The organism is Tsuneonella sediminis (assembly GCF_051912845.1).
Lineage (GTDB): Bacteria > Pseudomonadota > Alphaproteobacteria > Sphingomonadales > Sphingomonadaceae > Tsuneonella > Tsuneonella sediminis.
In genome coordinates, this window is the sequence record NZ_JBNCBU010000001.1 from 1554176 (window position 1) to 1575130 (window position 20955).

The 20955-nt window shown below is 67.6% G+C and carries 17 protein-coding genes; 7 read left to right on the forward strand and 10 right to left on the reverse strand.

Annotation, left to right across the window (positions count from 1 at the left end):
• Positions 1-4 precede the first annotated feature (4 nt).
• From ACPV3N_RS07910 to ACPV3N_RS07925, 4 genes are all read right to left on the reverse strand, one after another.
• Entirely contained in the window at positions 5-1189 is a 1185-nt protein-coding gene (locus tag ACPV3N_RS07910; RefSeq protein WP_440116390.1) for an acetyl-CoA C-acyltransferase, read from the reverse strand.
• Positions 1190-1240: 51 nt separating this feature from the next.
• Positions 1241-1690 carry a MaoC family dehydratase gene (locus ACPV3N_RS07915; protein ID WP_440116392.1) on the reverse strand — a complete coding sequence of 150 codons (450 nt, stop codon included), beginning with the start codon at positions 1688-1690 and terminating at the stop codon, positions 1241-1243.
• A gap of 62 nt (positions 1691-1752) precedes the next feature.
• Complete coding sequence (locus ACPV3N_RS07920) at positions 1753-3144, reverse strand: DUF5935 domain-containing protein (RefSeq protein WP_440116394.1); 1392 nt, start codon at positions 3142-3144, stop codon at positions 1753-1755.
• Complete coding sequence (locus tag ACPV3N_RS07925; protein ID WP_440116396.1) at positions 3141-3269, reverse strand: hypothetical protein; 129 nt, start codon at positions 3267-3269, stop codon at positions 3141-3143. The genes ACPV3N_RS07920 and ACPV3N_RS07925 overlap by 4 nt, the downstream gene beginning before the upstream one ends.
• Positions 3270-3337: 68 nt before the next feature.
• Between ACPV3N_RS07925 and ACPV3N_RS07930 the strand changes: the two genes are divergently transcribed.
• The 4 genes from ACPV3N_RS07930 to ACPV3N_RS07945 all read left to right on the forward strand — a co-directional run bounded on the left by ACPV3N_RS07930 (position 3338) and on the right by ACPV3N_RS07945 (position 12392).
• A complete protein-coding gene (locus ACPV3N_RS07930) occupies positions 3338-4570 on the forward strand; it encodes a TIGR04063 family PEP-CTERM/XrtA system glycosyltransferase (RefSeq protein ID WP_440116398.1) in 1233 nt (410 codons plus the stop codon).
• A 78-nt stretch (positions 4571-4648) separates the two neighbouring features.
• Positions 4649-6112 (forward strand): hypothetical protein, encoded by a 1464-nt coding sequence (locus ACPV3N_RS07935; RefSeq protein ID WP_440116400.1) that lies wholly within the window; start codon positions 4649-4651, stop codon positions 6110-6112.
• Positions 6113-6312: 200 nt separating this feature from the next.
• Positions 6313-10953, forward strand: coding sequence for a glutamate synthase large subunit (gene gltB, locus ACPV3N_RS07940; protein WP_440116402.1), 4641 nt, complete (start codon positions 6313-6315; stop codon positions 10951-10953).
• 2 nt (positions 10954-10955) lie between these two features.
• A complete protein-coding gene (locus ACPV3N_RS07945) occupies positions 10956-12392 on the forward strand; it encodes a glutamate synthase subunit beta (protein WP_440116404.1) in 1437 nt (478 codons plus the stop codon).
• On the opposite strand, the gene ACPV3N_RS07950 is transcribed toward ACPV3N_RS07945, so the two are convergent.
• Positions 12393-12575 carry a hypothetical protein gene (locus ACPV3N_RS07950; RefSeq protein WP_440116405.1) on the reverse strand — a complete coding sequence of 61 codons (183 nt, stop codon included), beginning with the start codon at positions 12573-12575 and terminating at the stop codon, positions 12393-12395. It abuts the gene before it with no gap.
• Positions 12576-12652: 77 nt separating this feature from the next.
• On the reverse strand, positions 12653-13345 hold the full coding sequence (ung, locus tag ACPV3N_RS07955) for a uracil-DNA glycosylase (protein ID WP_440116407.1): 693 nt from the start codon (positions 13343-13345) through the stop codon (positions 12653-12655).
• Positions 13346-13426: 81 nt separating this feature from the next.
• Here ung and ACPV3N_RS07960 point away from each other — a divergent pair, with 81 nt between their 5' ends.
• From ACPV3N_RS07960 to ACPV3N_RS07970, 3 genes are read left to right on the forward strand one after another with little or no spacing between them, the layout of a single operon-like run.
• A complete protein-coding gene (locus ACPV3N_RS07960; RefSeq protein ID WP_440116409.1) occupies positions 13427-14047 on the forward strand; it encodes a ribonuclease D in 621 nt (206 codons plus the stop codon).
• A 25-nt stretch (positions 14048-14072) separates the two neighbouring features.
• The gene (gene lptC, locus ACPV3N_RS07965) at positions 14073-14738 is read left to right on the forward strand and encodes an LPS export ABC transporter periplasmic protein LptC (RefSeq protein WP_440116411.1); all 666 of its coding nucleotides are present in this window, start codon (positions 14073-14075) and stop codon (positions 14736-14738) included.
• Entirely contained in the window at positions 14738-15307 is a 570-nt protein-coding gene (locus ACPV3N_RS07970; protein WP_440116413.1) for an LptA/OstA family protein, read from the forward strand. The genes lptC and ACPV3N_RS07970 overlap by 1 nt, the downstream gene beginning before the upstream one ends.
• A gap of 11 nt (positions 15308-15318) precedes the next feature.
• Here ACPV3N_RS07970 and ACPV3N_RS07975 read toward each other — a convergent pair whose 3' ends face one another.
• The 4 genes from ACPV3N_RS07975 to leuS all read right to left on the reverse strand — a co-directional run bounded on the left by ACPV3N_RS07975 (position 15319) and on the right by leuS (position 20939).
• Entirely contained in the window at positions 15319-16704 is a 1386-nt protein-coding gene (locus ACPV3N_RS07975; RefSeq protein ID WP_440116415.1) for a sugar transferase, read from the reverse strand.
• 146 nt (positions 16705-16850) lie between these two features.
• Entirely contained in the window at positions 16851-17888 is a 1038-nt protein-coding gene (gene holA / locus ACPV3N_RS07980; RefSeq protein ID WP_440116417.1) for a DNA polymerase III subunit delta, read from the reverse strand.
• Between the two features lie 25 nt (positions 17889-17913).
• Complete coding sequence (lptE, locus tag ACPV3N_RS07985) at positions 17914-18405, reverse strand: LPS assembly lipoprotein LptE (protein WP_440116419.1); 492 nt, start codon at positions 18403-18405, stop codon at positions 17914-17916.
• Entirely contained in the window at positions 18402-20939 is a 2538-nt protein-coding gene (leuS, locus tag ACPV3N_RS07990) for a leucine--tRNA ligase (protein ID WP_440116421.1), read from the reverse strand. The genes lptE and leuS overlap by 4 nt, the downstream gene beginning before the upstream one ends.
• Positions 20940-20955 lie beyond the last annotated feature (16 nt).

Below are 20955 nucleotides of genomic sequence, written 5' to 3' on the forward strand. Positions count from 1 at the left end.
GTTCCTAGAGGATTTCGAACAGTCCGGCCGCGCCCTGGCCGCCGCCGATGCACATCGTCACCACGGCATACTTCACGCCCCGGCGCCGGCCCTCGATCAGTGCATGCCCCACGCAGCGCGCGCCGGTCATGCCGAAGGGGTGGCCGATCGAAATAGAGCCGCCGTTGACGTTGAGCCGGTCGTCCGGAATGCCCAGCTTGTCGCGGCAGTAGATCACCTGGACCGCGAACGCCTCGTTCAGTTCCCACAGGCCGATGTCGTCCATCTTGAGGCCGAACCGGTCGAGCAGCTTGGGGATGGCGAAGACCGGGCCGATGCCCATCTCGTCGGGCTCGGTGCCGGCGACCGCCATGCCGACATAGCGGCCCATTGGCTCCAGGCCGCGCTTGGCCGCGACCCCGGCTTCCATCACCACGCAGGCCGAAGACCCGTCGGACAGCTGGCTGGCGTTGCCCGCGGTGATCACCCCGCCCTCGCCCATCACGGGCTTGAGGCTCGCGAGACCCTCGAGGGTCGTGTCGGGACGGTTGCAGTCGTCCCTGGTCGCGGTGACTTCCTTGTAGGAGACTTCCTTGGTCTCCTTGTCGACCACCGCCATCGTCGCGGTGCAGGGGACGATCTCGTCGTCGAACTTGCCTTCCGCCTGGCCCGCCGCGGTACGCTGTTGCGAGCGGAGCGAATACTCGTCCTGCGCCTCGCGCGAAATGCCGTAGCGCTTCGCGACGACCTCGGCCGTGCCGATCATCGGCATGTAGATATGCGGGTGCATCTCGAGCAGTTCACGGTCGGGCTCGACGAACATCTTGCCGCTGCCGACGACCTTCGAGATCGATTCGAGCCCGCCGGCGACGCAGATGTCCATCCGGTCGATGACGATCTGCTTGGCAGCCGTGGCGATGCTCATCAGGCCCGACGAGCACTGGCGGTCGATCGTCATGCCGGGCACGCTTACGGGCAGCCCGGCGCGCAGCGCGGCAAGGCGCGCGACGTTGCCGCCGGTCGAGCCCTGCTGGACCGCGCAGCCCATCAGCACGTCGTCGACTTCGGCGCCTTCGAGCCCGGCGCGCTCGACCGCGGCCTTGATCGACCACGATCCCAGGGTCGCCCCGGTGGTGTTGTTGAATGCTCCGCGCGCCGCTTTCGTCAGCGGAGTGCGGGCGGTGGAGACGATGACGGCGTCACGAGACATGGGCTATTCCTGACTTCTGGTTGGGTGATCCGGTCCCGGAGAGGAGGCGGATCAGACGAAGAACTGGCTGATCCACTCGGCGATCAGGGCGGGCTTGTCCTCGCCCTCGATCTCGATGGTGGTTTCCATGGTTTCCTGCCACTGGCCGGGGCGCTTCTCGGTGAGTTCGAGCAGCTTGAAATGGCCGCGCACGCGCTTGCCGGAGCGAACCGGGGCAAGGAAGCGGACCTTGTTGCCGCCGTAGTTGACACCCATTTTCACGCCGTCTGGACGCGGGCAGTCGGACCTGGCGCGGAGCATCGGGATCAGCGACAGCGTGAGGAAACCGTGGGCGATGGTGCCGCCGAACGGCGTCATCCTGGCCTTTTCCTCGTCGATGTGGATGAACTGGTGGTCGCCGGTCGCATCGGCGAACTGGTTGATCCGCTCCTGGCTGACCTCCACCCATTCGCTCTTGCCGATGGTCTCGCCGACCTTCGCCTGCAGTTCCTGCGGGGTCATGCGCCTCTCCTTGTAACTTGCCGTTTACGTAAACCGGCGAGTCTCATGGCGCATGTCGGCGGCTAGCGCAACGGCGTTGCCCCTGCCGTTACGGCATTTGCCGCCGCGGGCGAGGGCGCGGGCGCGCGAACGGGTTTGCGCCGCGGCGAATCGGCGAGCCGGCACCACGTCCACAAGCCGCACTGCACACCGATCAGGGTAAGCACGAACGGCTGGTAGGCGATCCCCTGAAACAGCGATCCGACGAGATAGATGACCTGTGCGAACTGGAGCGCGACCGCGAGCGGCGCCTGCCACTGCCGGTCCGCCTCCGGCCGTCCCCGCCAGCGGCGTCGGATCCGTTCCATCTGCCACAAGCCCAGCAGGTGGATCCACAACCACAGGGCGAGACCCGGCCAACCCTGTTCGCCCAGCATCTCGAATATCGCCGAGTGATAGGCGCGCGCGCGGTCGGTGTGGTCCTCGTAGCGTACCGCGGTGTTCCCGCCGCCGAGGTCCGTGCGGACCGGCACCTCGTAGGTGAACTCGTTGCCGCGATAGGCGTCGAACCCCCCGCCCATCGGGTTGGCGCTGGCATAGTCTATCGTCCACTCCCACACCGCCACCCGGGTCGAGGCGGAGGTATCGGCATCGGTGTTCTCGAGCGTGGACATGCGTGCATGCCAGCTGCTCGGCACGAAGGGCAGCGCCACCACGCCCAGCGCGGCGGCGAGACCAAGATAGACGAAACGCCGCCGGACGTCGCGCAGGAGGAGCACCGCGAGGACCGCGATGCACAGCAGGCCGGTTCGCGCCTCGGTGCCGATCGGGATCAGCAGGCAGGCGAAGATCAGCGCATAGCCGAACCCCTTCACCCGCCAGTCGGGCGGAAACACGGTACCATGCTTCATCGCCCACAGGACCAGCGGAATGATCGCGATCGCTACGGTCGAAATCGTCGAGCTTTCGTACATACCGGTGTTGTTGTCGACGAACAGGCGAAGCACGCCGTACCCCCCGCCCCCGGTCGCCGTCTTGATTCCCCCGCTGATGATGATCGCACCGGCCGTAAGCACCATCGTCAGGATGGCGGTTTCGATCCGCAGCCGCGTGGTGAGCGTGAGGGGCAGGAAGATCGCGAAGACGAGGGCTTTCCAGACCCACTCCCATTTCTGGGCCGCCTCGACCGGAAAATCGGCGTTCATCGTGGTGACGAAGCACCACGCCAGGAGGGCGGAGAGCAGCACCTGCCGCAGACCCATCCGGGCACCGCGCTTGGGATCGACGAGAAGCCACCCGGCGAAGGCGGCGCAGAACGCGATCAGCGATACCGGGATAGCCGAAACGAACCGCCAGCCGATGTCCTGCGGCGCCAGCGTGTCGATGTAGATGTAGGCGAGCACCCAGACGAAGGGCCGGCGAAGGCCGAGCAGCAGGACGATGGCGATGAAGCCGAGAAGCGCAAGATCGGTCATTCCGTCCCGGCTTTCCCCTGGGTGGGCGGCGGGGGATCGCGATCGAGATCCTCACGGCTCATCAGCCGCAACACCATGAGCAGCAGGAGGCCGTGCGACAGCGCGAGGGCGAACAGATCGATCATCCGAGCGCCCCCGCGCCTACAGCAGCGCGGTTGACGGCCCGTTAAGCCTGTCGTGCGACAGTGCTGACATGACCCGGGTGCTTCATGTCCTCGACCACTCGTTGCCGCTCCACAGTGGCTATACCTTCCGCACGCGGGCGCTGATGAATGCGCAAGCCGCCGCGGGGCTCGAGGTGCGCGGCATCACGGGCCTGCGCCATGGGGCGCCGGGGCCTGTCGCCGAAGTCGCGGACGGCCTCTTGTTCCACCGATCGCCGGGCTCCGCGTCCGGGCCGGCGGGCCTGCGCGAATGGCGCGAGATCAGCCGCCTGGCCGAGGCGATCGGGGCGCTGGCGGGAACCTGGCGGCCCGACGTTCTCCATGCCCATTCGCCCGCACTGTGCGGCGAAGCGGCAATCCAAGCGGGCAGGGCTCTCGGCATTCCCGTCGTCTACGAAATCCGCGCCTTCTGGGAAGACGCCGCGGTCGGCAACGGCACGGGCCGCGCGGGCTCGGTGAAATACCGGCTCACACGCGCGCTGGAAGACAGGGTCGTCGAAGGAGCCGATGCGGTGTTCACAATCTGCCACGGCCTGCGCGACGACCTCGTTGCCCGCGGGCACCCCGAGGGCAAGATCGGCCTGTCGCCGAACGGCGTCGACCTTGCCCTGTTCGGCGAGCCGGGTCTGCGCGACGACGAGCTGGGGACCCAGCTGGGCCTGTCCGCGGGCGACCCAGTGATCGGGTTCATCGGCAGCTTCTACGATTACGAAGGCCTGGACCTGCTGATCGACGCCATGCCGTCGCTGCGCGCGAGGCACCCCGGTGCGCGACTGCTTCTGGTTGGCGGCGGACCGATGGAAGGGGCCCTGCGCGCCCGGGCCGCCGGCTCGCCCTGTTCAGGCGCGATCTGCTTCGCGGGGCGCGTCCCGCACCGCGAGGTCGAGCGGTATTACTCGCTCATCGACGTGCTTGCCTATCCGCGCAAGGCGAGCCGACTGACCGAACTCGTCACTCCGCTCAAGCCGCTCGAGGCGATGGCGCAGGGGCGCCTCGTCGCCGCAAGCGACGTCGGCGGGCATCGCGAACTCATCGCCCGCGGCGAAACCGGCGTCCTGTTCGAGCCGGACGACGCCGAGGCCATCGCCGCCACGCTCGCCGACCTGCTCGACAGCCGTCACGCGTGGCCCTCCCTGCGGCAGCGCGCGCGCGACCACGTTCGCGAACGCCACGACTGGGCGCGCAACATTCGTCGTTATCAGGACGTTTACCAACTGCTGCTAACCCGCAAGTCCGACGGGAAGCTGTCGGCCGCCGCGTAACCAGCGCGGTCCGACGCAAGGCTTCCGCAGCGACGGAGGGGTTCAGTGACCAACAGGCGCAGACGTACGGGGGCGAGCATGCCCGTGAGTGCGCATCCGGCGTTCCCGGCGATCGTCGCGCTATGGTTCGCGGGCCTGCTCGGTCTGGGCATCGTGGTGCTCCCCTCGCCCCTGATCGGCCGGATCGCAGAGACGACGGGCCTGTCCGCGGCTTTCGTAGCCGCCCAGCCGCCGCTGGATGTTTCGACGCGGCTCGGGATCGCGCTGGCCGCCGGGATTCTCGGAGCATTGGCCGGCCTGGGAATCGCGCGCGCGATCGCCCGGGGCCGCGCTCTGCGGCCGGCGGCACGCGGGGCTGGCGAGCCCACCCCGCGCGACGATGATGCCGCGGCCACCGCCAAGCGTCCCATCTCGGCGCATGACGAGCTCTTCGAAGGGGGACTCGATGCGGACCCGGCGTCGACCTTCGAGAACAACGAGGCCGAAGATTTCCGGTGTGCACGCTCCGAACCCGAAACGGCCCCCATCGAAGAAATCGGCGAGGAAATCGGCGGGGGAACCATCGAGAACCTCGATGCGGCTCGTGATCCGGCTTCAGAGGATGCAAACCTGCTCGATCTCGGGCGATTCGAGGAAGCCGCCGACGCAGACAGTCACGGCGCATGGGGATGCGACCCTCTGCATGAGGCTGACAGCCCTCAGGAAGCCGGAACCTGGGACGACGGCACGGCCGCTGCGCCGCCCGCCGAACCTGCCGAGCCTGCTCACGAGATGGAAGCGGCGCACCAGCCCGTTGCCCCCCTATCCGAAGATCGCCGCGCAGACTCCGGTTGCGACGCGAGCGCCGACGTGGCCATCGTCGAACTGGTGGATCGCTTCGCGCGCGCGCTCAGCCGTCATCGCGAAGGATCAGCGCTGCGGGCCGATGCGGCCGCGCGTGAGAGCGCCGAGGGGAACGAGGCTTGGGAGGGCGCTGCGGAGGACATCGGCCTGCCCGATCCGGTTCGTGCCGCGCCCATCGGGGACCCGTCAATGCACGCCGCCGAAGCGCTCGCCCCCGAGCCGGAGATGGCCCCGCCAGTTCCGAGCCTGACCGAGCTTGCCCCTTCACCGCGCATGCCCGATGCGCTGCGCGAGATAGACTTCGATTACGACAGCGAATTCGACGAGGATGATGACGACGGAGTGCCCGCGCTCGATCTTTCGTTTTCGCTCGCCCGGAGCGCGCGTCCTTCAGGCCATCCTGATGCCACCGCCGCGGGCATCGGGTCGGTCGCGGCCGGGATGGTCGAAGAGGAAGACGAGGAAGCCGATGACGGGGGTTCGGAGGAGAACTATCCATCGCTTCTTGCAATGAAGAGCCCGTTGGGCGTCCAGCGCGAACCGGTCCGCCTTGCCGACGAGGCGGAAGCCGGCGACGTCTGCGAAGACGTGATCGAACCGATCGCCGCCTTTCCGGCCCGCGACGCGCGCCACCCCGATGCCGAGCGCGCCTTGCGTGACGCGCTCGAGAAGCTTCAGCGGATGAGCGGCGCCGCCTGAACAGGCGGGACGATTGGCGGCGGCTGGGAAAGCCCCGCTTTATCCGGCTCAAATCCCTTCGCGGTTGCGGAAAACCGTTCGTTTCGCCATGGCCGACTCTCGCGACATTTTTGCTGCGCGGGGAGTCTTGGTAAGTCGCGCTTCATTGCCCGGCTGGCTGCCCCTCGTCGCTTGACAGAGACGGGATGGATCGAAACGCAATGGGTTTTCCGATTGCCCAGGGATTGTACGACCAGGCCAACGAGCACGATGCCTGCGGCGTCGGGCTGCTGGCGCACATCAAGGGCGAGAAAAGCCATTCGATCGTCACCCGTGCGCTCGAGATCCTCGCGAATCTCGATCATCGTGGCGCGGTCGGCGCGGATCCGCTGCTGGGCGACGGCGCGGGTATCCTGATCCAGATCCCCGATCCGATCTTTCGCAAGTGGGCCGCCGCCGAAGGCCATGACCTGCCCGGTCCCGGAGAATATGCGGTCGCGATGTGCATGATGCCGCAGGACGCAGCCGCGCGCGATTTCGTGACCGGACAGTTCGAAAGGTTCGTGGCCAAGGAAGGCCAGCGCCTCGTGGGCTGGCGCGATGTCCCGGTTACCCTCGACGGCCTCGGCAAGGCGGTGGTCGCCTCGATGCCCGTGATGCGCCAGTGCGTGATCGCCCGGGGCAACAACTGCGCTGACCAGGACGCCTTCGAGCGCAAGCTGATCGTCATCCGCAAGCAGACGCAGAACCCCTTGCGCAAGCAGGAGGAAAAGCACGGCATCGCGGGGCTGACGCAGATGTACATCCCCAGCTTCTCGAGCCGGACGATCGTCTACAAGGGGCTGCTGCTCGCCAACCAGGTCGGCAGTTTCTACGACGACCTGCGCGATCCCGACTGCGTGTCGGCGCTGGGCCTCGTCCACCAGCGCTTTTCCACCAACACCTTCCCCAGCTGGCGGCTCGCCCACCCGTACCGCTTCATGGCCCACAATGGCGAGATCAACACGGTCCGCGGCAACGTGAACTGGATGAACGCGCGCCGCCGGACGATGGAATCGCCGCTGCTCGGCGCCGATCTCGACAAGCTGTGGCCGATCATTCCGCACGGCCAGTCGGACACCGCCTGCCTCGACAACGCGCTCGAGCTGCTGCTGCTCGGCGGCTACAGCCTTGCGCATGCGATGATGATGCTGATCCCCGAAGCGTGGGCCAAGAACCCGCTGATGGATCCCGAGCGCCGCGCGTTCTATGAATATCACGCCGCGCTGATGGAGCCGTGGGACGGTCCCGCCGCGGTCTGTTTCACCGACGGCCGCCAGATCGGTGCGACGCTCGACCGCAACGGATTGCGTCCGGCGCGCTATTGCGTGACCAGGGACGATCTCATCTGCCTCGCCTCCGAAAGCGGGGTGCTGCCGTTCGACGAAGGCGACATCGTCCGGAAGTGGCGGCTTCAGCCGGGGCGCATGCTGCTCGTCGATCTCGAACAGGGACGCATCATCGAGGACGAGGAGCTCAAAGCCGATCTTGCCCGCGCCGAGCCCTATGCGAAGTGGCTCGACGACGCGCAGTACAAGCTGGAGGACCTCGATCACATCGAGCCGGAGCTGTCGGCGGTTCCCGAACCGGCAAGCGACCTGCTTCAGCGCCAGCAGGCGTTCGGCTACACGCAGGAAGACATCGCCCGGTTCCTCGAGCCGATGGCGCAGGCGGGCGACGATCCGATCGGTTCGATGGGGACCGACACCCCGATCGCGGTATTGTCGAACCGGCCGCGGCTGCTGTTCGACTATTTCAAGCAGAACTTCGCGCAGGTCACCAATCCGCCGATCGACCCGATCCGCGAGGAACTGGTGATGAGCCTGCTCAGCATGATCGGCCCGCGGCCCAACCTGCTCGGCCGCGATGCGGGCACGCACAAGCGCCTCGAGGTCAGCCAGCCGATCCTCACCAACGAGGACCTCGCCAAGATCCGCTCGGTCGAAGCCGCGCTCGACGGAGCGTTCCGCTGCGCGACGATCGACATCTGCTGGGACGCCGGCGCCGGGGTCGAGGGCGTCGAGCTCGCCATCAAGGAGATGTGCTGGGCGGCGACCGAAGCGGTGCTGCAGGACCACAACATCCTGGTGCTGTCCGACCGCGCGCACGGCCCCGACCGGATCCCGATCCCGGCGGCGCTCGCGACGGCGGCGGTCCATCACCACCTCGTTAGGCAGGGCCTTCGGATGCAGACCGGACTGGTCGTCGAGACCGGCGAGGCGCGCGAGGTGCACCATTTCTGCGTTCTTGCGGGCTACGGCGCCGAGGCCATCAATCCCTATGTCGCGTTCGAGACGCTCGAGGAAATCCGCCGCACCAAGCTGCCGCACCTCGACGAGACGACCGTCCGCGGCAACTACGTCAAGGCCATCGGCAAGGGCGTGCTGAAGGTCATGTCCAAGATGGGCATCAGCACCTACCAGTCGTACTGCGGCGCGCAGATCTTCGATGCGGTCGGCCTGTCGAGCGCGTTCGTCGACAGGTACTTTACCGGCACCGCGACCACGATCGAGGGCGTTGGCCTTGCCGAAGTGGCCGAGGAAGCAGTCCGGCGCCACGCGATCGCCTATGGCCACAACCCGGTCTACGAGCACATGCTCGACCCCGGCGGCATCTACCAGTTCCGGCTGCGTGGCGAGGACCATGCCTGGACCCCCGGCACCGTCGCCGACCTGCAGCACGCGGTGCGCGGCAACAGCCGGGATCGCTACGCGGACTACGCCAGGGCGATCAACGAGCAGTCCGAACGGATGCTGACGATCCGCGGGCTGATGGAACTCAAGCCCGCCGAAACCCCTCTTGCCATCGACGAGGTCGAGCCGGCGGTGGAGATCGTCAAGCGTTTCAGTACCGGGGCGATGAGCTTCGGCTCGATCAGCCGCGAGGCGCATACTACGCTAGCCATCGCGATGAACCGCATCGGCGGGCGCTCCAACACCGGCGAAGGGGGCGAGGAGCCCGACCGGTTCAAGCCGCTCCCGGGCGGCGATTCGATGCGCAGCCGCATCAAGCAGGTCGCATCCGGACGCTTCGGGGTCACCACCGAGTACCTGGTCAATTCGGACGACATCCAGATCAAGATGGCCCAGGGCGCCAAGCCAGGCGAAGGCGGCCAGCTGCCCGGCCACAAGGTCGACAAGGTGATCGGCAGGGTCCGCCACTCGACCCCCGGGGTGGGCCTCATCAGCCCGCCGCCGCACCACGACATCTACTCGATCGAGGATCTCGCGCAGCTGATCCACGACCTCAAGAACGTGAACCGGCAGGCGCGCATCTCGGTCAAGCTGGTCAGCGAGGTCGGCGTAGGCACGGTCGCCGCCGGCGTTTCGAAGTGCAAGGCGGACCACGTCACCATCTCGGGCTACGAGGGCGGCACCGGCGCTTCGCCACTGACCAGCCTCACCCACGCGGGCAGCCCGTGGGAGATCGGCCTCGCCGAAACCCAGCAGACGCTGCTCCTGAACGATCTTCGCAGCCGCATCGCGGTGCAGGTCGACGGCGGCCTCAGGACCGGGCGCGACGTCGCGATTGGCGCACTGCTCGGCGCGGACGAGTTCGGCTTCGCCACTGCGCCGCTGATCGCGGCCGGGTGCATCATGATGAGGAAGTGCCATCTGAATACCTGCCCGGTCGGCGTTGCCACGCAGGACCCGGTGTTGCGCAAGCGGTTCACCGGCACGCCCGAACACGTGATCAACTACTTCTTCTTCGTGGCCGAAGAACTGCGCGCGATCATGGCCGAAATGGGCTTCCGCACCGTCGAGGAGATGGTCGGCCGGGTCGACCGGATCGACATGGCGCGCTGCGAACGGCACTGGAAGGCGCACGGTATCGACCTGTCGCGGCTGCTGCACCAGGTCCGCCCGGTCGAGGGGCACACGCTCCATCATTCGCAGGAACAGGACCACGCGCTCGACGGCGCGATGGACGTCGAGCTGATCGAGGCCTGCCGCGGCGCGATCGACAGGGGCGATCCGGTCCAGCTGACCCGCACTATCCGCAACGTCAACCGCACGGTCGGCGCGATGCTGTCGGGCGAGGTTGCGCGGGCGCATGGCCACCAGGGCCTTGCACCCGAAACGATCCGCATCGAGTTTACCGGCGTCGCCGGGCAGAGCTTCGGCGCGTGGCTCGCGCACGGGATCACGCTGCGGCTGACCGGGGATGCCAACGATTACGTCGGCAAGGGCCTGTCGGGGGGGCGCATCGTGGTGCGACAGCCCGACGGAGTGGGCCGCGATCCGGGCAGCAACATCATCGTCGGCAACACCGTGCTCTACGGCGCGATAGCGGGCGAGGCGTACCTTGGCGGCGTCGCCGGGGAGCGCTTCGCGGTGCGCAACTCGGGCGCGGTGGCGGTGGTCGAGGGCTGCGGCGATCACGGCTGCGAGTACATGACCGGAGGCGCGGTCGTCGTGCTCGGGCGAACGGGCCGCAACTTCGCTGCCGGCATGAGCGGCGGCGTCGCCTACGTCTACGACGAGGAAGGACGGTTCGAACGGCTGTGCAACACTGCGCAGGTCGAGTTGTCGCCGGTCTCGCCGAAGCGTGACGAGGATGAAGGAACCGGCCGGCCGCTCCAGCGCCCGCGTTCGGTCGAGGACATGGGGCTTGGCGACATGCTGCGTCACGACGCCGAGCGGCTGCGCGTGCTTATCGAACGCCACAAGCTCCACACCGGCAGCGCGAAGGCGGCAGCGATCCTCGACGACTGGGACAATGCGGTCCGCAGCTTCGTCAAGGTCATGCCGACCGACTACGCGCGGGCGCTTAGGCAGCTCGAGGTGGAGCGTCAGGAAGCAGAAATGGAAGCGGCGGAATAACCATGGGCAAGGAAACCGGCTTCCTCGAGTACGAGCGCAAGGATCGCGTTTATGCCGAGCCGAAGGAACGCGTGCGGCACTACAAGGAATTCGTCGTACCGCACCCCGAACCGGACCTGCGGTTGCAGGCGGCCCGGTGCATGGATTGCGGCATTCCGTACTGTCACAGCGGCTGCCCGGTGAACAACCTCATCCCGGACTGGAACCACCTCGTCTACGAGGGAGACTGGAAGAACGCGCTCGAGAACCTGCACTCGACCAACAACTTTCCCGAGTTCACCGGCCGCATCTGCCCCGCCCCGTGCGAGGCGGCGTGCACGCTCAACATCATAGACCAGCCGGTGACCATCAAGTCGATCGAATGCGCGATCGTCGACCGTGGGTGGAAGGAGGGCTGGATCGTGCCCGAACCGCCGGCGGAACGGACCGGCAAGCGGGTTGCGATTGTCGGCAGCGGCCCGGCAGGCCTTGCCTGCGCCCAGCAACTGGCCCGGGTCGGCCACTCGGTCACGGTGTTCGAGAAGTCCGATCGCCTCGGCGGGCTGCTCCGCTACGGCATCCCCGACTTCAAGATGGAAAAGCACCTCATCAACCGGCGCGCGGTCCAGATGGAAGCGGAAGGAGTCACGTTCAAGACCTCGACCGAGGTCGGGGTCGACGTTTCGTTCGCCTCTCTGCGCGACAACTTCGACGCGGTCGTCCTGGCAGGCGGCGCGGAAGAACCGCGCCAGCTGCTGATCCCCGGCGCGGAGCTTCCCGGGGTGCGCCTCGCGATGGAATTCCTTACCCAGCAGAACAAGCGCAACGCAGGCGACGACGAAGTCCGCGCTGCCCCGCGGGGCAGCCTCGTCGCGACCGGCAAGAAGGTCGTCGTCATCGGCGGCGGCGACACCGGCAGCGACTGCGTCGGGACCAGCAACCGGCAGGGGGCAAAAAGCGTCGTCCAGCTCGAGATCATGCCCCGGCCGCCCGAGCGGGAAGACAAGGCACTGACCTGGCCGCACTGGCCGCTCAAGCTGCGGACCTCCAGCAGCCACGAGGAAGGGGTGGAGCGCGACTGGGCGGTGCTGACCAAACGCGTCGCGGGAGAGGGTGGCGAGGTGACCGGCCTCGAATGTGTCCGTGTCGAGTGGAACGAGGGCAAGATGGAGGAAATCGCCGGCAGCGAATTCACCATTCCCGCAGACCTAATCCTGCTCGCGATGGGCTTCACCGGCCCGCGCAAGGCCGGCCTGCTCGAGCAGGCCGGGGTCGATTTCGACGCGCGCGGCAATGTCGCCGCCGATACGGCGGGTTATGCCACCAGCGTGCCGAACGTGTTCGCCTGCGGCGACATGCGTCGCGGACAGAGCCTGGTCGTCTGGGCGATCCGCGAAGGGCGCCAGGCCGCCCGCGCGGTCGACGAGGCGCTGATGGGGGTGAGCGAACTTCCGCGCTGATCAGGCGGCGGGCGGCTCGACGCCGGCCGGCACGCTTTCCGGCAGGCTCTCGAAGCCGGGCGAGGCATCGCGTTCGGACGTTTCGTAAGCGAGCTGGTCGAGATCGTAGCGCACCACGTAGCCGGCGTCGGCGGAACAGGCGGCCGACAGGAGGATCGCGGGCAGGAGGCCAAGGCGTGTCATCGGCCCCGGTTAGCGCGGCGACCCTGTCGCTTCCGTTCGGTGAAATGGTTAAGCGCGCGGCAGGGAGGACCGCCCTGTCAGCGGTCGAGGCTCCAGTCGACTTCACCTCTCCCGTGCGAGCGCAGGAAGGCGTTGGCACGACTGAACGGCCTGGAACCGAAGAACCCGCGATGGGCCGACAGCGGACTGGGATGCGGGCTGCGGATGACGAGGTGCCGGCCGCCTTCCCGCAGCGAATCGATCCGCGCGGCCTTTGCCTGGGCGTGGCTGCCCCACAGCAAGAATACCGTGGGCTCGTCGCGCGCGGCGACCGCAGCGACCGCGGCGTCGGTGACTGCTTCCCATCCGCGCCCGGCGTGGCTGCCCGCATTGCCCGCCTCGACCGTCAGGCACGAATTGAGCAGGAGAACGCCCTGCGCCGCCCACTTGGTCAGATCGCCGTGATCCGGGCGCGCGATGCCGAGGTCGCTCTCCAGTTCCTTGTAGATATTGGCGAGGCTCGGCGGCGGCCGCTCGCCCCGCGGAACCGAGAACGACAGTCCCATGGCCTGCCCCGGCCCGTGGTAGGGGTCCTGGCCGAGGATCACGACGCGTGTCGCGTCGAGAGGTGTCAGCGCGAACGCGCGCAACCGGCTTCCACGGGGCGGATAGATTGCCTTGCCCGCCTCCTCCTGGGCTCGCAGCCAGCCGCCCAGTCGCCGCGCCTCGGAACCGGCGAGCACTCCCTCGAGCGCCGGCCGCCAGCTTTCGGGGATTGCCTCGCTGCCCATCCCCCTTCCGCTACGCCCGCTGGCGACGCCTCGCCAGCGACCCTTTCCCTCTATCCCCAATCGGCCTAAGGCTCGCCCCGCATGACAGTCCATTTCCACGAAGAAGACCTGCCCGACGGGCTCGAGTTCGCCGACGGCCCCATCGCGGTCGACACCGAGACGATGGGACTCATCACTCACCGCGACCGCCTGTGCGTGGTCCAGCTCAGCGACGGACAGGGTAACGAGCATCTCGTCCGCTTCTCGCCGGGAAGCAGTTACGACGCGCCCAACCTGAAGGCGCTGCTGGGTGATCCGGCCCGGCTCAAGCTGTTCCACTATGCCCGTTTCGATCTCGCTGCGATCCTGTTCTATCTCGGGGTCGAGGCGGCACCCGTCTTCTGCACCAAGATCGCAAGCAAGCTGACCCGGACCTATACCGATCGACACGGGCTCAAGAACCTTGTGTCCGAGCTGCTCGCGGCCGACATCTCGAAGGCGCAGCAGCTCAGCGACTGGGGCGGGCCCGACCTCAACGAGGCGCAGCGCGAGTATGCCGCGTCCGACGTCCGGTTCCTTCACCGCCTGCGCGAGGTTCTCGTCGAACGGCTCGATCGCGAACAGCGCACGAGCCTCGCGCAAGCGTGCTTCGACTTCCTGCCGACCCGCGCGCGGCTCGACCTGGCCGGGTGGGCCGACCGCGACATATTCAGCCACGATTAGGGCGTTCGCGCGTTAGACCTTCGCCATGACCCTGTCCGCCCGCATAGAGACACAGCAAGCCAAGGAACTGCGTAGCGCGCGGCAGCACTTCGCCGCGCCCGGCGGCAGCCACGACAAGGTGGTCGCCTTTCTTGCCAAGGCGCTGCCGATGGGTATCGGGGTGATCGCCGCGCTGATGATCGTGACCCCGCTTTCGCCCCGCGGCGAAGTCAGTTTCCTGCTCGATCGCAACAAGGTCCAGGTGATCAACGAACGCCTCAGCGTGGACAACGCGATGTATAGAGGCGCCGATGCGCAAGGCCGACCCTTCTCGCTTACCGCGGGCGAGGCGGTGCAGCGCTCGGGCAGGGAAGGCATCGTGCGGATGCAGGATCTGGTGGCGCGGATCCTGCTCGACGGCGGTCCGGCAAGCGTCCGCGCGGATGCGGGACAGTACGATATCCGCGACGAGGTGGTGAGCGTACCCGGCCCGGTTCTGGTGACCGCTTCCGACGGCTACCGGATGATGGCCAAAGGCGTCACCGTCGACATCCCGGACAAGCGGATGGTGGGATCGGGCGGTGTCAGCGGCGCGGTTCCCGCCGGCACCTTTTCGGCCAATCGGCTGGAAGCCGATCTCGAAGCGCGCACCGTATCGCTCGCCGGCAATGCCCGGCTGCGCATGATCCCCGGCAAGCTGAGGATGCCCTGATGTTCGATCACTTCCGTTCACGCCATGCCGCCAGTGCCGCCCGCTGGGGCCTGGGCGGTTTCGCCGCCACGCTGGTCGCCATGGCAGGCATTCAGGCCGGCGCCCAGGCGATCGCGGGCCACAACTCGAATGCTCCGGTGAACTACGCCGCCGATCGCATCGAACTGCAGGACCGGGCCAACCGGGTCGTGCTTTCGGGCAACGTCGACATAACCCAGGCGGGACTGCGGCTGCAGGCGGCGCGCACACAGGTCAACTACAGCGACACGGGCGGCCTCAGAATCCAGCGCATCACCGCCACCGGTGGTGTCACCGTGACCCGCGGCAACGAGCGTGCCGCCGGCGAGGTCGCGGTCTACGATTTCAATCGCCGTTTGATCACCATGGCCGGCAACGTGCGGCTCAACCGCGGTGGCGATACCCTCAACGGCGGCCGGCTGGTGATCGATCTCAAGAGCGGGGTGTCGAGTGTCGACGGCCGCGCGAACGGATCGTCCTCGGTAACCGGCACCGTCAGCGGGAGCGGAAACGGGCGGGTCAGCGGCTCGTTCAGCGTCCCGCAGGGCTGATTCCCCGCGGCCTAGAAGGCCCTTGGGTGGATGATCACGCCGATGGTCTTGAATACGATCATCGCATCGCCCCACAACGACCACCCGGCAATGTACTCGAGGTCCGCGCGCAGGCGGTCAGTCAGGTGTTTCTCTTCGTCGGTCGCGCCGCGGTGGCCGCGGATCTGCGCGAGGCCCGTCACGCCGGGCTTGAGCGAATGGCGATCCCAGTAGGCCCCATCGACCTCCCAGAAAAGCTTGTCTCCGGCCTGTGAGGCGATTGCATGCGGCCGGGGTCCAACCACGCTCATGTCGCCAGCGAGCACGTTGAACAGTTGCGGCAGTTCGTCGATGCTGGTTCGCCGGATGAAGCGACCCACCCGGGTGGTCCGGTCGTCATCGCGCGACGCGGAACGCGCTCCCGCAAGGTCGCCGGCATCGACCCGCATCGAGCGGAACTTGAACATCGAGAAGAACCGGTTCCCGCGGCCCAGCCGGCGCTGGACGAAGAACACCGGTCCGCCGTCCTCGAGCTTGATCGCGAGCGCGGTCAGCGCGAATATCGGCGCGGTCACGATCAGTGCGCCCAGCGCCACGAACACGTCGAACACCCGCTTCATGACGCGCTGGCGCATCCCGAGCGGTCCGGTCGAGACGACCAGCGCCCGCCAGCCGCTGGAAACCGTGAGACCGATCGGCGCCAGTTCGTCGAGCCGGTCGGTGACAATTTCTCCGCGTACGCCGGCTGCCCGCAGGATCCTTGCCCACTGGTTGCGCTGGGCGAACGGGCAGCTGACGATCACCCGGTCCATGTTGAGCAGGCAATGTCCGATCCGGTCGAGCGCGTCGGGGTCGGAGGGATCGGGCAGCAAGCCGCGGGCGATGGTATCGATCCGGATCGCATCGGCGAGGGGAACCGGCGGTCCGCCGGCCTCGATGACCAGCTCGTTGACCACGCTGACCCCCCACGCGCGCCGAATCCACCATATCAGCCACCGCCGGCTCGCCGCCAGCATCATGAGCGTGATGGCCATCCCGCCGGTGAATACCACGCGCGAGAAATTCGCCGTGATCTTGGCGTAGAAGACCACGAAGAGCAGCAACCCGGCCGCGAGGCCCAGCGCTGCCGCGGTGCGCAGCGCGGCGTATTGCCAGTCCTGCAGCGAACGGATCGAGTAGGCGCGCTGGTAGAGCGCCAACGTCAGGTACAGCGGCAGCAGGAGTTGCGCCTCGAAGAGATGGATTTCGCGCGACCATCCGAGATACGCGAGTTCCATCAGGCCGAACCCCGCGAACAGGATCGCGACGTCGAGCAGGACCATCGACATGTAGAGCCGCACCCGCCGCCGTTCGAGCGAGGGCGCCAGGGGGTCGGCGGTCCCGGTTGCTCCCAGGCGTCTGTCAAACGGAGCATTCATGGGCGGTCGGCGATCACCAGTCGAACGAGAAAGAGAGCCCACCGACCCTGTCGGCACGCGCAAGCCCTTGTCTTGCACCGAGGTTTTGCGGTTGGCAAGGCCAAGGACCGTCCCGCTGCGTGCCGGGGCAGGGTTCGGCCCGTCGGTCACTGCCGCGCGGCGGCTGCAATGCCCGCAAGCGCCTGCGCCAGCAGAGTATCGCTCGCCTGGCTGTTCGCGAGCAGCGAGCGGTGGACCTCGACCAGTCGGGCGACCAGCCGGGCAAGCTTGCGGCCTCGCCAGCGGTGAAGCTGCGCGGCGATGTCGGGCTTGTCCTTGAAGAAGACCCGGCGCGCGCGGACCTCGGCCTCAACGAACGATTCGATCGATTCGCCCCGCCCGAGCCTGGCGTTGAGCTGGGCGAGCTGCGCAGCCCTCCGCTCGAACGCGAGAAGCAGGCCGACTGGATTGAGCGAGAGTTCGCGCATCCGCGCCAGCTCTGCCGATAACATCTCGGTCCTTCCCGAGAGCACCGCGTTCACCAGCGGCATGAACCCGTCGTCCTCGGTTCGCGCGGCGATCGCGTCGAGCGCTTCGACATCGGGGGTGACCGGCGCCTCGGGACTTGCGTCGAGATAGAGAGCGAGCTTTTCCACCTCGCTCCGTGCGAGTCGCAGATCCATGCCGGTCGCCCGCGCGATGCGTTCGGCGATCTGTCCCGACATGCGCAGTCCCCGCTCCTCGCCCGCCGTACGGATCGTTTCGCGCAGCTGGGCAAGGTCGGGTGGGTAGAACATGCTCACCAGCGCATCGTCGCGCTTTTCCAGCAGCTTGGCCGTTCGCGACTTGTCGGTCGCGGAGGTCGCGACGACGAGCACCGGGCAGGCCCTGCCCTCTCCCGCGTCGATCGATGCCACGTGATTGGCCAGCGCATCGTGTGCCTCGTCGCCGGTCGCCCGCACGAACAGGTGGCGTGCGCCCGCGAAGAGCGAGCCGGAGCGCGCCTCATCGGCCAGCAGCACGGGATCACGGCGCAGGTCGGCACCGCTGAGCTCCACCCGCTCCCCCGGTTCCTCGAGCATCGCCGCGATCCGCTGCGCCGCAGCCGCCGCGCCCGCCTCGTCGGGTCCGCAGAAGAAGAACGTGGTGCAGGTCCGCACCGCGCGGGGAGCGACGGCGGCGAAATCCTTCTGGGTCGCCTTCATGTCCGACCGGCCATGCGGGCGCGCCCTACTGCCGCGCGCGCAGCGTCAACGCGACCCGGGTGGCGATCTGCGAGGCAACCTCGCGCGCCAGGTTCTCGAGCGCCGACTGCTCGGCCGCAATCGTCGCGTATTCGCTCGACACGACGTCGATGCCGGCATCCGATCCCGCCGTCGCATCGACGAGGATTTCTCCGCTCGACAATTCCACGAGCTGGTAACGGGCGCGCAGCGTCCGCCGTTCACGGCCGACGGTATCATCGCTCAGCACGCCTAGGCCCTCGAGCCTATCGTCGAGGCGGACATCGAGTCGATAGAGGGCAGCTGCCTCGCCGCCTGCTCCGAGCCGGTCGACCAGCGCATTGCGCACGAGCCACCCGGCCTGCCCCTCGATCGCGGGAACCTCGACCGCGGCAAGGCCGCGCGCGATCGCCCCGCTCGATCCGCCGGCATACATCGGCTGGAGGCCGCACCCCGCCACCGCGAGCGAGAGCCCGGCGAGAAGCGCGATCCGCATCATGCGACGATGTTCACCAGCCGGTCGGGCACCACGATCACCTTGCGCACCTGGGCTCCACCCAGCGAACGCTGGACCTTGTCGCTGGCGAGCGCAAGCGCCTCGAGCTCGGTGCCGGGCAGCCCCTTCGCGACCGTCAGCGTATCGCGCAGCTTGCCCTTCACCTGGACGGCGATCGTCACCTCGTCCTCGACAAGCAATGCCGGGTCGGTCGCGGGCCAGTCCGATTCGGCGACCAGGCCTGGCTGGCCGATCCGGTCCCAGGCCTCTTCGGCGAGGTGCGGCATCATGGGCGCGACGAGCTGGACGAGCGTGCGGATCGCATCGCTGCGCGCAGCCGATGGAGGCGCCTTCTCGATCGCGCTGGTGAGTTCGTAGATGCGGGCCACCGCCTTGTTGAACGCCAGCGCCTCGATCTCGCGTGCGACCGCGTCGATGGTCTGGTGGAGCTTGCGGGAGAGAAGCCGGTCCTCGCCTGTCGCTGCCGCGTCGTGCTCTCCGAGCAGGCGCCACAGCCGCTGGACGAAGCGCCAGCAGCCCTCGATGCCGGCCTCGGACCACGGCAGGTCGCGCTCGGGGGGGCTGTCGGACAGCATGAACCAGCGCACCGCGTCGGCCCCGTACTGGTCGATGATCGTGTCGGGATCGACCACGTTCTTCTTGGACTTCGACATCTTGACGACCTTGCCGATCGTCACCGGCGCCCCGTCGGCGAGGAGGGTCGCGCCCGACGCGGTGCGTTCCACCTCGTCCGGCCCGTACCAGACCTCGCGTCCGTTCGCGGAACGCGAGTAGGTCTCGTGGGTCACCATCCCTTGCGTGAACAGCGAGGCAAACGGCTCGGCAAAGTCGAGCATCCCGATGTGCTGAAGCGCGCGGGTCCAGAAGCGGGCGTAGAGCAGGTGGAGGATCGCGTGCTCGATTCCGCCGATGTACTGCTGCACCGGCAGCCACTTCGCCACTTCCTCGCGGTCGAACGGCGCGTTCGCGGGCTGGCTGGCGAAGCGCAGGAAATACCACGAACTGTCGACGAAGGTATCGAGCGTGTCCGTCTCGCGCACCGCCGCGCCGCCACACCGCGGGCACTCGACGTGCTTCCAGGTGGGATGCCGCTCGAGCGGATTGCCCGGGGTCTGGAAGTCGACGTCTTCGGGCAGGGTCACGGGCAGGTCGCGCTCGGGGACGGGGACGATTCCGCAGTCGCCCCCTTCCGCACGGCAATGGATGAACGGGATCGGGGTGCCCCAGTACCGCTGGCGGCTGACGCCCCAGTCGCGCAGCCGGTACTGCGTCTCGCCCCGCCCCCAGCCTTCGTGCTGTGCCTTGGCGATGACTTCGGCCTTGGCCTCCTCGATGTCGAGGCCGTCCATCCAGCGCGAATTCACGATCTTGCCGGGGCCGGTATAGGCGATATCGCCCTTGAACACGACGTCGGTCTCGTCGCCGTCCGATACGACGCGGTGGACCGGAAGCTCGTATTTGCGGGCGAAGTCGAGGTCGCGCTGGTCGTGCGCCGGGCAGCCGAAGATCGCGCCGGTGCCGTAGTCCATCAGCACGAAGTTCGCGACGTAGACCGGCAGGTGCCACGACGGCTCGAGCGGCTGGGCGACCGCGAGCCCGGTGAAGAATCCCTTCTTTTCCTGCGTTTCGATCTCGGCCGCAGTGGTTCCGCCCTTCTTGCATTCGGCGATGAAGTCGGCGAGCGGAGGGGCATTGGCGGCCAGCCGCTTCGCGAGCGGATGATCGGGGGCGATCGCCACGAAGCTCGCCCCGAACATCGTGTCCGGGCGGGTCGTGAACACCTCGATCCCGTGGTCCTCGCCGACGAGCTTGAACGTACAGCGCAGGCCGCGGCTCCGGCCGATCCAGTTCTCCTGCATCAGCCGGACCTTGTCGGGCCACTTGTCGAGGTCTCCGAGACCCTCGAGCAGTTCCTCGGCAAAGTCGGTAATCCTGAGAAACCACTGCGAAAGCTTGCGTTTCTCGACCTCGGCACCCGAGCGCCAGCCCTTGCCATCGATGACCTGCTCGTTCGCCAGCACGGTCATGTCGACCGGGTCCCAGTTGACCTCGCTTTCCTTGCGATAGACGAGGCCTGCCTCGTAGAGCTTGAGGAAGAGCGCCTGTTCGTGCCCGTAGTATTCGGGATCGCAGGTGGCGAACTCGCGGCTCCAGTCGAGGGCGAAGCCGAGTCGCTTCAGCTGCGCCTTCATGTGGTCGATGTTGGCCCGGGTCCAGCCGCCCGGATGAACGCCCTTTTCCATCGCCGCGTTCTCGGCCGGCATGCCGAAAGCGTCCCACCCCATCGGGTGAAGCACTTCGTGCCCGGTCAGCTTGCGATACCGCGCAAGGACGTCGCCCATCGTGTAATTGCGCACGTGCCCGATGTGGATCCGCCCCGAGGGATACGGAAACATCTCGAGTACGTAGCTCTTCGGCTTGGTGCTGGCGCTGTCGGCGCGAAAGGCCTGCGCGTCTTCCCAGGCGCGCTGCCAGCGCCCGTCCGCCGCCTGCGGATCGAAACGCTGGTCTGTCATGGAAATACCCTTGTTT